We start from the raw sequence: 12,797 nt of genomic DNA on the forward strand, positions 1-12,797 counted from the left end.
ATGAGTGTCGCGCAATATGTCAAGGCGTTCACGCTTTGGGAATTCGTGAAGGCGCATGCCCTCACGCTGAGATATTTCTTCAAGCCCAAGGCGACGATCAACTATCCGTACGAACGCAATCCGGTGAGCCCGCGCTTCCGGGGCGAACATGCGCTGCGTCGCTACCCCAACGGGGAAGAGCGCTGCATTGCGTGCAAGCTCTGCGAGGCGGTGTGTCCGGCCCAGGCGATCACGATCGAGGCCGAACCGCGCGACGACGGCAGCCGCCGCACGACGCGGTACGACATCGACATGACCAAGTGCATCTATTGCGGCCTCTGCCAGGAGGCCTGTCCGGTCGATGCCATCGTCGAGGGTCCGAACTACGAGTTCTCGACCGAGACGCGCGAGGAGCTGATCTACGACAAGGCCAAGCTGCTCGACAATGGTGACCGTTGGGAGCGCACGATCGCGGCGAACCTTGCCGCCGATGCGCCGTATCGTTAATGCGCCCGCACCATCCATTCAGCGCGGGTAAGGGGGCCGTCGCGTGATCCAGGCCATTGCCTTTTACCTGTTCGCCGCCATCCTGGTGGTGTCCGCCGGCTTGACGATCTCGTCGCGCAACCCGGTGCACTCCGTCATGTGGCTCATCCTGGCGTTCTTCAACGCGGCCGGGCTCATGGTCCTGGTCGGCGCCGAGTTCATCGCGATGCTGCTCGTCATCGTCTATGTCGGCGCGGTCGCGGTGCTGTTCCTGTTCGTCGTCATGATGATGGACATCGACTTTGCGCAGCTGAAGACCGACGTCGCCCGCTATGCGGCCATCGGCCTCGCGCTCGGCGCGGCGCTGGCGGCGGAGATCATGATCGCCGCCTTCGCCTGGAACGCCGGCCGCATCGACCTGACCCGGCGCGTCGCGCCGGTCGATCGTGCGCTGCCGAACATCGAGGCGCTCGGGCAGCTGCTCTACACGCGCTATCTGTTCCTGTTCGAGGCGGCCGGTTTCGTCCTCCTCGTGGCGATGATCGGCGCGATCGTGCTGACCCATCGCGAGCGGGCGGGCACGCGCGCTCAGAATATCAGCCGCCAGGTCGCACGCCGCCCGCAGGATGCGACCCGCAACGTCAAGCCGGCCGTCGGCCAGGGGGTGGAGCTGTGATCGGACTGATCCATTATCTGGTCGTCTCGGCGATCCTGTTCACGCTGGGGTGCGCGGGCATCTTCCTCAACCGGAAGAACCTCATCGTCATCCTGATGGCGATCGAATTGATCCTGCTGTCGGTGAACATCAACCTTGTCGCCTTCTCGTCCTTCCTGGGCGACTTGGTGGGGCAGGTCTTCTCGATGTTCGTGCTGACCGTCGCCGCCGGCGAGGCGGCGATCGGGCTGGCCATTCTCGTGATCTACTATCGCGGCCGCGGCACCATCGCGACCGACGACGTCAACCGGATGAAGGGGTAAACGGTTGATCCTCGCAATCGTCTTTCTGCCGCTCCTCGCCGCCGCGATCGCGGGGCTGGGGAACAAGGCCATCGGCGCGACGCCGGCGAAGCTGGTCACGACCGGCGCGCTGTTCGTCTCGTGCCTGCTGTCCTGGCCGATCTTCATCGGCTTTCTGGGCGGCCACACGCCCGCCACGGTGACGCCGGTGCTGGACTGGATCCATTCCGGCAGCCTGAACGTCGCCTGGGCGCTGCGCGTCGACACCATGACCGCAGTCATGCTGGTGGTCATCACCACGGTGTCGGCGCTGGTCCATCTCTATAGCTGGGGCTATATGAGCGAGGACCCGGACCAGCCACGCTTCTTCGCCTATCTGTGCCTCTTCACCTTCGCCATGCTGATGCTGGTGACGGCGGACAGCCTGATCCAGATGTTCTTCGGCTGGGAAGGGGTGGGTCTCGCCTCGTACCTGCTGATCGGCTTCTGGTTCCGCAAGCCAAGCGCCAACGCGGCGGCGATCAAGGCGTTCGTGGTCAACCGCGTCGGCGACCTAGGCTTCATGCTCGGCATCTTCGGGACGTTCCTGGTGTTCAACACCGTGTCGATCCCGGCGATTCTGGCCGCCGCGCCTTCGATGGCCGGCTCGACCATCGGGTTCCTCGGCTTCCGCGCCGATACGATGACGGTGCTCTGCCTGCTGCTGTTCGTCGGCGCGATGGGCAAGTCGGCGCAGCTCGGCCTGCACACTTGGCTGCCCGACGCGATGGAAGGCCCGACTCCGGTGTCGGCGCTCATCCACGCCGCGACCATGGTCACCGCCGGCGTCTTCATGGTCTGCCGCCTGTCGCCGATGTTCGAGGTCGCGCCCGCCGCGCTCGAAGTCGTGCGCTGGGTCGGCGCGGCGACCTGCCTGTTCGCCGCGACCTGCGGCCTGGTGCAGACCGACATCAAGCGCGTCATCGCCTATTCGACCTGTTCGCAGCTCGGCTACATGTTCTTCGCCGCGGGCATCGGCGCCTATGGCGCGGCGATGTTCCACCTGTTCACCCACGCCTTCTTCAAGGCGCTGCTGTTCCTGGGGGCGGGCTCGGTGATCCACGCGATGCACCACGAGCAGGACATGCGCTACTATGGTGGCCTGCGGAAGGAGATTCCGCTGACCTTCTGGGGCATGATGATGGGCACGCTCGCCATCACCGGCGTCGGCCTGCCGTTCGTCGACATCGGTTTCGCCGGCTTCTATTCGAAGGACGCGATCATCGAGGCGGCCTGGGCCGCGGGGCAGCCGGGGACGTGGTTCGTCGGCGTGCTCGTGGCGCTCCTGACCGCCTTCTACTCCTGGCGCCTCATGTTCCTGACCTTCTGGGGCAAGCCGCGCTGGGTCAATTCGGAGCATATCCAGCACGCGGTGCACGATGCGCATGGTCATGGTCATGACGACCATCACGCGCACGGCCATGATGCGCATCATGCCGACGAGACGCACCACAACCCGGCGCAGGCCGAGGATGCAGGCGACGCGCCGTCGCCGCACGGACCGCGCCAGCAGGACCTGCAGGTGGGCACCGGCGGCTATCATCCGCACGAAAGCCCGTTGCCCATGCTGGTCCCGCTGATCGTCCTGTCGATCGGCGCGATCGCGGCGGGCTTCGTGTTCGCGCCCTTCTTCATCGGGGCGGAGACCGGCGGGGCCTTCTGGCGCGGTGCATTGTTCTTCAACGAGCATCTGATGCACGGCATCCACGGCGTGCCCGAGCCGATCAAGCTGGCCACCGCCATCGCCATGCTGCTCGGTCTGGGGACCGCATGGTACGCCTATATCGCCAACCCCCGCTTCCCGGCGGCGCTCAGCGACCAGTTCGGCGTGCTGTACCGGTTCCTGCTCAACAAATGGTATTTCGACGAGCTGTACCATCTGCTCTTCGTCCGTCCCGCCTTCGCGATCGGCCGCTTCCTGTGGCACCGCGGCGACGAGCAGACGATCAACCGGTTCGGGCCTGACGGTTCGGCCTGGGTCGTGCAGATGGGCAGCCGCGCTGCCGGCAAGCTGCAATCAGGATATGTCTATTCCTATGCGTTCGTCATGCTGATCGGGCTCACCGCCGCGGTCACCTGGGTCATTGCGGGTTGATCGGGTGATGGAGGGCCTTCCCATTCTGTCGCTGATGCTCGCGGTGCCGCTGGTCGCCGCCGTCATCTGTCTGTTCCTGTCCGCGGAGGGCGCGCGCCGGCTGGCGCTCGCCGCCACGCTGGTCGATTTCGTGCTGGGTATCCTGCTCTGGCTCAACTTCGACATCGGCGGCGCGCAGTGGCAGTTCGTCGAGGCGGGGCCGCGGCTCGGCTTCTTCAGCTGGAGCCTAGGCATCGACGGCTTCGCGCTGATGCTGATCATGCTCAGCGTGTTCCTGATGCCGATCTGCATCGGCGCGAGCTGGCGCTCGGTCACGAACCGCGTACCGGAATACATGGCGGCGTTCCTGCTGACCGAGGTGCTGATGATCGGCACCTTCGCCGCGCAGGACCTGTTCCTGTTCTACCTGTTCTTCGAAGCCGGCCTGATCCCGATGTACCTGATCATCGGCATTTGGGGCGGGGCGAACCGGATTTACGCGTCGTACAAGTTCTTCCTGTACACGCTGCTCGGCTCGCTGCTGATGCTGGTGGCGATGATCTACATGGCGCAGACCGCCGGTAGTTCGTTCATTCCCGACCTGCAGGCCTATGACTTCCCGGTCCATGTGCAGACCTGGCTGTGGCTGGCCTTCTTCGCCTCCTTCGCGGTGAAGATGCCGATGTGGCCGGTGCATACCTGGCTGCCCGATGCGCACGTCCAGGCGCCGACCGCGGGCTCGGTGATCCTGGCGGGCGTCCTGCTGAAGCTGGGCGGCTATGGCTTCCTTCGCTTCTCGCTGCCGATGTTTCCGGAGGCGTCCGGTCAGTTGACCTGGCTGATCTTCGCGCTGTCGGCGGTGGCGGTGGTCTACACCTCGCTCGTCGCGCTTGTGCAGTCCGACATGAAGAAGCTGATCGCCTATTCGTCGGTCGCGCACATGGCGATCGTGACCATCGGCCTGTTCGCCTTCAACCAGCAGGGCATCGAGGGCGCGATGATCATGATGCTCAGCCATGGTCTCGTGTCTGGCGCGCTGTTCCTGTGCGTCGGCGTCATCTACGACCGGCTGCACACCCGCGAGATCGCGCGCTATGGCGGGCTCAGCATCAACATGCCGAAATATGCGGTGCTGTTCCTGTTCTTCACCATGGCCTCGATCGGCCTGCCGGGGACCAGCGGCTTCGTCGCCGAGTTCCTGTCGCTGATGGGCACCTATCAACGCTCGACCTGGTTCGCGCTGCTCTGCACGACCAGCATCATCCTGGGCGCGGCCTATATGCTCTATCTCTACCGGCGGATCGCCTATGGCGAGATCAAGTCGGACGAGGTGCGTGGCATGTCGGACCTGTCGGGTCGCGAGATGTGGCTGATGGCCCCGATCGCCGCCGTCGTGCTGTGGATGGGCGTGTATCCGGAGAGCTTCCTCGCGCCGATGCGGAGCGATGTCGCCATCCTGATGCAGCGGGTCGATCGCGCCGCGCCGCCTAGCGACAGTCGCCCGACGCCGGGCAACCCGGCCGCCGTCGCCGCCCTGAAGTCGCACGAAGCGCATGAAGAAGCCGCCCCGGGGGAGGCGCACTAATGGATTATGCCGCCAATCTGATGCTGTCGCTGCCCGAGGTGATCCTCGGGATCGGCGCGGTCATCCTCATGATGTTCTCCGCCTGGGGCGGTCCGGGTGCGACGCGCGCGGTGTCCTGGGCCTCGGTCGCGGTGCTGTTCGGCGCGGGCGTCGCGCTGACCGGTCCGGCCGGCCATGGCGGCGACGCCTATCTCGGCCTCTATCATGCTGACGCCTTTGCCGCCTTCGCCAAGGTGCTGATCTATATCGCCACGGCGGTCGCGATCATCATGGCCCCGGGCTTCTTCCAGCGGACGGCAGGGGACAATCTTCGCCCCGAATATCCGGTGCTGATGCTGCTGTCGGCGACGGGCATGGGCCTGATGGTGTCGGCCGGCGACTTGCTGACCCTTTATGTCGGTCTCGAGTTGCAGAGCCTGGCCGCCTATGTCCTGGCCAGTTTCATGCGACGCGACCAGCGATCGGCCGAAGCGGGCCTGAAATATTTCGTGCTCGGCGCGCTCGCCAGCGGTATCCTGCTCTACGGCGTCAGCCTGGTCTATGGCTTCACCGGCACGACCCTGTTCCGCGGCATCGCCGATGCCTATGCGATCGACGCGGCCAATCCGGTCAAGTCGCTGGGCATGGTGTTCGGCCTGGTCTTCGTCTTCGCCGGCCTCGCCTTCAAGATCTCCGCGGTGCCGTTCCACATGTGGACGCCGGACGTCTATGAGGGCGCGCCGACCCCGGTGACCGCCTTCTTCGCCTCCGCTCCCAAGGTGGCGGCGATCGGCCTGGCGGTGCGCGTGGCGGTCGAGGCGATGGGCCCGGCGTTGGGTGAATGGCGACAGATCGTGATCTTCGCCGCACTCGCCTCGATCATCCTGGGCGCGGTCGCGGCGATCGGCCAGACCAACATCAAGCGGCTGCTGGCCTATTCGTCGATCAACAATGTCGGCTTCGCGCTGGTCGGCCTCGCCGCCGGCACGCCAGAGGGCGTGGCGGGCGTGATGACCTATATGGCCATCTATGTCGCGATGACGCTCGGCTCGTTCCTGGTGGTGCTGCAGATGCGCGATGCCGATGGTCAGCCGGTCGAAAGCATCGCCAGCCTGTCGGGCATGTCCCGGACGCGGCCGGCGCTGGCGGCGGCGATGGCGATCTTCATGTTCTCGCTCGCCGGCATTCCGCCGCTGTTCGGCTTCTACGCCAAGTTCGCGGTCTTCTCGGCTGCCGTTCAGGCCGGACTGTTCCCGCTGGCGGCGATCGGCATCGCCGCGTCGACGATCGGCGCCTATTATTACCTGCGTATCGTCAAGACGATGTACTTCGACGATCCGGCTCCGGCCTTCGTCAAGGGGGAGGAGGGCGCGTTGCAGGGCGGCCTGATCGCGCTCGCGGCAGTGGCGGTCTCGCCGCTCGGCTATCTGGCGATCCCGGCGCTGGGCGCCTGGTCGATGGCAGCCGCGCAGGCGCTGTTCTGATCGACATCCGTACGGTCGCGGAGACCGGATCGACCAATGCCGATCTGCTTGGCCTCGCGGCGGGCGGATCGGCCACGGCGGTACCAGATGGCGCCTGGCTTCGCGCCGAGCGCCAGACCGGCGGGCGCGGGCGGCAAGGCCGCCCCTGGCAGTCCCCGCCCGGCAATCTCTACGCCAGCACCGTCCTGTATCTGCGTCCCGGCGATCCGCCCCCGGCGAGTCTGGCGCTGGTCGCGGCGGTGGCGCTGGACGAGTCCGTTCGCGTGTTCGCGACGGCCGCCGCGGGCGAGGGGCTGGCCCTCAAATGGCCGAACGACCTGTTGGCGGCGGGTGCCAAGCTGTCCGGCGTCCTGCTGGAACGCACCGGCGACGCCGTGGTGATCGGCTTCGGCGTCAACCTGGCCCATCATCCGGAACTACCGGATCGCCGCACCACCAGTCTCCGCGCGCTGGGCGCCGATGTGGAGCCGGGCGCCTTCCTCGAGGTGCTGGGCGAGGCGATGGCGCGATGGCGCGCGCTCTGGCGGGCAGGGGGGATCGACCCCGTCCGTCGCCGCTGGCTGGAGCGCGCGCATCCGATCGGCACCCCGCTCACCGCGCGCCTGCCCGATGGCAGTGCGGTCGAAGGTCTCTTCGATGGCCTCGATGCGCAGGGGGCCTTGCGGTTGCGCTTGGCGGGCGGCGAGCGGCGTGTCATCCACGCCGCCGATATCTTCCTGATCTGAGGGGCCGTCATGCTGCTCGCCATCGATGCCGGTAACACCAATGTCGTCTTCGCGCTGGTCGAGGTCGACGGGACCGAACGGCGAATCCGCGGTCGCTGGCGGCTCGCCACGGATCCGCGGCGGACGGCGGACGAATATGCGGTCTGGCTCAGCCAGCTCCTGGCGCTGGAGGGATTCGCGCGGACCGACGTGACCGACGTCATCATCTCGACCGTGGTGCCCCGCGCGCTCCACAACCTGCAGGTGCTGGCGCGCAAATATTTCGGTGGCGAGCCACTGATCGCCGGACAGGCGCCAGTCGAATGGGGCATCGAGATCGACGTCGACGAGCCGCGCTCGCTCGGCGCGGACCGGGCGGTCAACACCATCGCCGCGCATGCGCTTCATGCCGGCGACCTGATCGTCATCGACTTCGGCACCGCCACCACCTTCGACGTCAGCGACTATCGCGGCGCGTACAAGGGCGGGATCATCGCACCGGGCATCAACCTGTCGCTCGACGCGCTGGTCACCGCCGCCGCCAAGCTGCCGCGCATCGCGATCGAGGCCCCGGCGAGCGCCACCGTGGTCGGCCGCAACACGGTCGACCAGATGCATATCGGCATCTATTGGGGCTATATCGCGATGATCGAGGGACTGGTCGCGCGACTGAAAGCCGAGGTCGGCCGGCCGGTCAAGGTGATCGCCACCGGCGGCCTCGCCACGCTCTTCGAGCGCCATACCGCCGTCTTCGACGCCATCGAGCCGGACCTGACCATCCAGGGACTGGCGATGATGTGGGATAAGGCCCATATCCAACGAACCACGCCCGCGCCGGGCGACCTTCCGGCGCACCCTTCCAACTGAAAGTTGTCATTTGACCCCCAAGAACGAACTTCTCTTCTGCGCGCTCGGTGGCTCGGGCGAGATCGGCATGAACGTCAATCTCTACGGCACCCGCGGCAAGTGGGTGATGGTGGATTGCGGCATCACCTTTGCCGATCCCGCCTATCCCGGCATCGACGTGATCCTGCCCGACCTGCAATTCATCGAGGAGCGCCAGGAGGATCTGGTCGGCATCGTGCTGACGCACGGGCATGAGGACCATATCGGGGCCTTGCCCTATCTGGCCGAGGATCTCGGCGTGCCGCTCTACGCCACCGCCTTCACCGCCGGGCTGATCCGGGGGAAGCTGGAGGAAGAGGGCATCGAGAACCGCGTCAAGCTGCGGATCGTCGACTATGGCAAGCGCGTCGACGTGGGGCCGTTCGGCTTCACCTTCGTGCCCATGTCGCACTCGATCCCCGAGGCCTCGGCGTTGCTGATCGACACGCCGGACGGCCGCGTCTTCCACTCGGGCGACTGGAAGCTGGACGCCGCGCCGATCATCGGCAACCCCGCCACCGCCGAGCAGCTCGCCGCGATCGGCGACGAGGGCGTCGACGTGCTGGTGTGCGATTCGACCAACGTCTTCAACAAGGACGCGTCGGGTTCGGAGTCGACGGTCCGGCGCGGGCTGGCGGAGACGATCGCGCGCGCCAAGGGGCGGGTGCTGGTCACCACCTTCGCGTCCAACGCCGCGCGCCTGGTGACGCTGGGCGAGGTGGCGCGCGAGACCGGGCGCAAGCTGTGCGTCACAGGCCGCTCGCTCGATCGCATCCTCAAGGTCGGCCGCGCCTGCGGCTACTTCAAGGACTTCCCCGACACCGTCGATCCCGAGACGGCGATGCGGCTGCCCAAGAACAAGGTGCTGATCGTCGCCACCGGTGGGCAGGGCGAGGCGCGCGCGGCGCTGTCGCGCGTCGCGGAGGGCAGCCACACGATCAAGCTCGACATGGGCGACACGGTGGTCTTCTCGTCCAAGCAGATTCCCGGCAACGAGGTGGCGATCGGCCGCATCCAGAACCTGCTCGCCGCCAAGGGCGTGGAGATGGTGACCGAGCGCCAGGCGCATGTCCACGTCTCCGGTCACCCCGGCCGGCCCGAACTGGCCAAGGTCTATGGCTGGCTGAAGCCCGACCTGTTGGTGCCGGTCCATGGCGAGATGCGCCATTTGATGGAACACGCGCGCTATGGCCTGTCGCAGGGCGTGAAGAGCAGCGTCGTCCAGACCAATGGCGATGTGATGCGGTTGCTGCCGGGCCCGGCGAAGAAGATCGGCAACGCGCCGATCGGCCGTCTGGTGCTGGACGGCGACGTGATCCTGCCGTCGGACGGTTCGACGATCAACGAGCGGCGCAAGCTCGCGCTGAACGGCCAGATTTCGGTTGCGGTGGCGCTGGGGCGGGATGGCCGGCTGGTCGGTACGCCGCAGGTCCGCTTGCAGGGCGTGCCGGTCGAGGACGAGCGCTTGGCCTTTATCGACGATGCGGTCGACGCCGCCGCGCAGGCGGTGAAGGGCGGCCGTCGCGCCAAGGACCGGCTGCGCGAGGATGTGCGGCTGGCGGTGCGCCGCGTGGCGACGCGTTGGACCGGCAAGAAGCCGATCGTCGACGTGCTGATGATCGAGGCCTGACCGCCATGAGGTGGACGTCGGCGCTTGCGATCTACGTCCTCTTCTGGGCCTTCAGCGTCTTCCTGGTGCTGCCCTTCGGGGTCCGCACCACGGAGGAGGCGGGCGGTGAGCGCGTGCCGGGCCAGGCCGACAGCGCCCCCCATGAGTTTCGCGCCGGTCGGGTCGCGTTGCGCGTCACGATCGTCGCGACGATCCTTTTCGCGCTGTTCCAGCTCAATTACTATTATGGCTGGATCACGCCGCTCAGCGCCGATTATCTCGGGCTGGCCAACATGGCGGTGCGGTGATCGCGCTTACAGCCGCGGCAGGGTAACGCCGCGCTGGCCCATATATTTGCCGGCGCGGTCGGCATAGCTGGTCTCGCACGGCTCGTTGCCCTTCAGGAACAGGAACTGGCACGCGCCCTCATTGGCATAGATCTTGGCGGGCAGCGGCGTGGTGTTGGAAAATTCCAGCGTCACATGCCCCTCCCATTCCGGCTCCAGCGGCGTGACGTTGACGATGATGCCGCAGCGGGCATAGGTCGATTTGCCCAGGCAGATGACCAGCACGTCGCGCGGCACCCGGAAATATTCGACCGTGCGGGCGAGCGCGAAGCTGTTCGGCGGGATGACGCAGACATCGGTCTTGCGATCGACGAAGCTGTTGGCGGCGAAATCCTTGGGATCGACCACGGCGCTGTCGACATTGGTGAAGATCTTGAACTCGTCGGCGACGCGCGCGTCATAGCCGTAGGAGGACAGGCCGTAGCTGATGCAGCCGTCGCGGCGCTGCGCCTCCACGAACGGCTCGATCATGCCATGGTTGGTCGCGTGCTCGCGAATCCAGCGGTCGGAGAGGATGGACATGGGCGCATCCCTTCGCGGCAAAGCGGCAGTCGTGCAAGCGGGATGGGGAGGGGGGCAGGAAGCGCCGTGCTCCCGCGCAGGCAGGACCCCGGGGTCAAAGGCGGTGCCTGGTGATGCTCTGGGTTCCTGCGTTCGCAGCGACACCGGGTCGCGCTGGGGCGGTCGCTGCCGCCGATCAGCGGCCGCAACCGCCCTTCGTCTCCAGCGCCTCATGCGCGATGCCCTGCAACGCGGCGGTCTGTTCGGGCGAGAAGCCCAGGTCCATCGCCGCCGCCTCGTCCCGGCCCAGCACACGCGGATCGCGGCCGGTGATCTGGCCGAACAGCACCAGCGCCTCCAGATAATAGCCATAGGCGCTGGCGTGATACTGGTCCCAGGCCCAGAGCGGCAACTGGCCATAGGCGATGCCGTCATAGGGATCGGCATCGGCGACGCCGGCGCGGATCGCGCAGGTAAAGGCCTGTCCCACCGGGGCCACGCCCTGCACGCCGCGCCCGGCGGCGCGGGCGGCGCGGTCGTACCCGGCGCGAATGCTGTTCGCCATCGCGGCGATGCCCTGACCCGACCAGGGGCTGCCGGCACGATAGGTCAGGTCGGGCCGCGACCAGGTGCTGTCGAGCAGGATGCGCACGCGCGGGTTGCGCGCGGCGAACAGCCGGGCGAGCGTATCGACCGAGGCGATCGTCTCGGCCGGGTCGCCAACGCGTTCGGGGCTGAGCGTCGAATAGTCCTGGAGGACGACCCGGTCCCAGCGCCGGTCGATCTCCGACCGGCGATTGGCCAGGTGCCAGGCCAGGCTGCGCCCGCCCTCCGTCTCCAGCGACACGTCATAGTCGAGGCCGGCCTGTTCGGTGAAGCGCTTGAACAGGGCCGGTACGCCGCCGACGCCGGTGCCGTTCAGGTCGGTGACGCGGTGCGCGCCCATATGGTGGACCGGCGAATGCGCGCCGAAGGTGAAGCTGTTGCCGACGAACAGGATCGTCTCCGCCCGTACGGGCGAGGCGGCCAGCGCGACCAGCGCGGCGAGGCCGAGCAGCCGGCGCATCATCGACCCAGCAGCGCCGCGATGCGCCGCTCCTCCGCCTGCCACTGCACCGCGCGCGCGCCGAGCCAGTCGTCGTCATAGCAACTGTCGGCATAGCGTTGGCCGCTGTCGCACAGGATGGTGACGACCGCCCCCTGTTCGCCGCGCGCCGCCATCTCCTCGATCAGCATCAGGCAGGCATGGATGTTGGTGCCGGTCGAGCCGCCGACCGGCCGGCCCAGCCGCTGGCTGATCGCGCGCATCGCGCCGATGCTGGCGGCGTCGGGCACCGCGATCATGCGGTCGATCACGCCGGGGATGAACGACGCCTCGACGCGTGGCCGGCCGATCCCCTCGATGCACGAGCCGCAGCCCTGGTCGAGTGTCTGGATCGTGCGATCCGCATAGTGACGGTGGAAGACCGACGCCTCCGGGTCGGCGACGCACAGCCGGGTCGGATAGCGGCCATAGCGGATATAGCGGCCGATCGTGGCGGAGGTGCCGCCGGTGCCGGCGCCGCAGACGATCCAGGCCGGCACCGGATGATCCTCGCGGGTCATCTGCGCGAAGATGCTCTCGGCGATATTGTTGTTGCCGCGCCAGTCGGTCGCGCGCTCGGCATAGGTGAACTGGTCGAGATAATGGCCGCCGGTCTCCGCGGCCAGCCGCGCCGCCGCGCCATAGGCCTGGCGCGGATCGTCGACCATATGGATCTCGCCGCCATGGAAGCGGATCGCATCGAGCTTGGCCGAGGAGGTGGAGGCCGGCACCACGGCGATGAAGCGCAAGCCAAGCAGATGCGCGAAATAGGCCTCCGACACCGCGGTCGAGCCGGACGACGCCTCGATCAGCACCGTGTCCGGTCCGACCCAGCCGTTGCAGATCGCGTAGAGGATCAGCGAGCGGGCGAGCCGATGCTTCAGGCTGCCGGTCGGGTGGACCGACTCGTCCTTCAGGTACAGGGTGATGCCTGGGAAGCGGGGCAGCTCCACCCGGATCAGATGGGTGTCGGCGGAGCGGTTGAAGTCCGCCTCGATCCGGCGGACCGCCTCGTCCGTCCAACGGGTGGCGAGGCGCGCGGCGGGCAGGGGACTGGCGTCGGTCATCATGGCAACCGGTGCGG

Annotated in this window: 13 protein-coding genes; 10 read left to right on the forward strand and 3 right to left on the reverse strand. The window is 67.2% G+C overall.

Annotated features, from left to right (window positions below; genetic code table 11):
• From nuoI to GGQ96_RS09375, 10 genes are read left to right on the forward strand one after another with little or no spacing between them, the layout of a single operon-like run.
• Complete coding sequence (gene nuoI / locus GGQ96_RS09330) at positions 1-486, forward strand: NADH-quinone oxidoreductase subunit NuoI (RefSeq protein ID WP_184113911.1); 486 nt, start codon at positions 1-3, stop codon at positions 484-486.
• A 43-nt stretch (positions 487-529) separates the two neighbouring features.
• Complete coding sequence (locus tag GGQ96_RS09335) at positions 530-1,141, forward strand: NADH-quinone oxidoreductase subunit J (RefSeq protein WP_184113913.1); 612 nt, start codon at positions 530-532, stop codon at positions 1,139-1,141.
• On the forward strand, positions 1,138-1,443 hold the full coding sequence (gene nuoK / locus GGQ96_RS09340) for an NADH-quinone oxidoreductase subunit NuoK (protein ID WP_184113915.1): 306 nt from the start codon (positions 1,138-1,140) through the stop codon (positions 1,441-1,443). The genes GGQ96_RS09335 and nuoK overlap by 4 nt, the downstream gene beginning before the upstream one ends.
• 4 nt (positions 1,444-1,447) lie before the next feature.
• Positions 1,448-3,556 (forward strand): NADH-quinone oxidoreductase subunit L, encoded by a 2,109-nt coding sequence (gene nuoL, locus GGQ96_RS09345; protein ID WP_184113917.1) that lies wholly within the window; start codon positions 1,448-1,450, stop codon positions 3,554-3,556.
• A 7-nt stretch (positions 3,557-3,563) separates the two neighbouring features.
• On the forward strand, positions 3,564-5,120 hold the full coding sequence (locus GGQ96_RS09350; RefSeq protein WP_184113919.1) for an NADH-quinone oxidoreductase subunit M: 1,557 nt from the start codon (positions 3,564-3,566) through the stop codon (positions 5,118-5,120).
• On the forward strand, positions 5,120-6,583 hold the full coding sequence (gene nuoN / locus GGQ96_RS09355) for an NADH-quinone oxidoreductase subunit NuoN (RefSeq protein ID WP_184113921.1): 1,464 nt from the start codon (positions 5,120-5,122) through the stop codon (positions 6,581-6,583). The genes GGQ96_RS09350 and nuoN overlap by 1 nt, the downstream gene beginning before the upstream one ends.
• Positions 6,583-7,308 (forward strand): biotin--[acetyl-CoA-carboxylase] ligase, encoded by a 726-nt coding sequence (locus tag GGQ96_RS09360; protein ID WP_184114215.1) that lies wholly within the window; start codon positions 6,583-6,585, stop codon positions 7,306-7,308. Before nuoN ends, GGQ96_RS09360 begins: the two co-directional genes overlap by 1 nt.
• A gap of 9 nt (positions 7,309-7,317) precedes the next feature.
• Complete coding sequence (locus tag GGQ96_RS09365) at positions 7,318-8,154, forward strand: type III pantothenate kinase (RefSeq protein ID WP_184113922.1); 837 nt, start codon at positions 7,318-7,320, stop codon at positions 8,152-8,154.
• A 10-nt stretch (positions 8,155-8,164) separates the two neighbouring features.
• On the forward strand, positions 8,165-9,802 hold the full coding sequence (locus GGQ96_RS09370) for a ribonuclease J (RefSeq protein ID WP_184113924.1): 1,638 nt from the start codon (positions 8,165-8,167) through the stop codon (positions 9,800-9,802).
• Positions 9,803-9,807: 5 nt separating this feature from the next.
• The gene (locus GGQ96_RS09375; protein WP_184113926.1) at positions 9,808-10,089 is read left to right on the forward strand and encodes a DUF1467 family protein; all 282 of its coding nucleotides are present in this window, start codon (positions 9,808-9,810) and stop codon (positions 10,087-10,089) included.
• 6 nt (positions 10,090-10,095) lie between these two features.
• Here the strand turns inward: GGQ96_RS09375 and dcd are convergent, their stop codons facing one another.
• The 3 genes from dcd to GGQ96_RS09390 all read right to left on the reverse strand — a co-directional run bounded on the left by dcd (position 10,096) and on the right by GGQ96_RS09390 (position 12,780).
• A complete protein-coding gene (gene dcd, locus GGQ96_RS09380) occupies positions 10,096-10,650 on the reverse strand; it encodes a dCTP deaminase (protein WP_184113928.1) in 555 nt (184 codons plus the stop codon).
• Between the two features lie 175 nt (positions 10,651-10,825).
• The gene (locus GGQ96_RS09385; protein WP_184113930.1) at positions 10,826-11,695 is read right to left on the reverse strand and encodes an SGNH/GDSL hydrolase family protein; all 870 of its coding nucleotides are present in this window, start codon (positions 11,693-11,695) and stop codon (positions 10,826-10,828) included.
• Positions 11,695-12,780: a PLP-dependent cysteine synthase family protein gene (locus tag GGQ96_RS09390; RefSeq protein ID WP_221239877.1), complete on the reverse strand. Its 1,086-nt coding sequence runs from the start codon at positions 12,778-12,780 to the stop codon at positions 11,695-11,697. Before GGQ96_RS09390 ends, GGQ96_RS09385 begins: the two co-directional genes overlap by 1 nt.
• Positions 12,781-12,797: the final 17 nt, after the last annotated feature.

Source organism: Sphingomonas abaci (assembly GCF_014199625.1).
In the GTDB taxonomy this organism is placed as follows: domain Bacteria; phylum Pseudomonadota; class Alphaproteobacteria; order Sphingomonadales; family Sphingomonadaceae; genus Sphingomonas; species Sphingomonas abaci.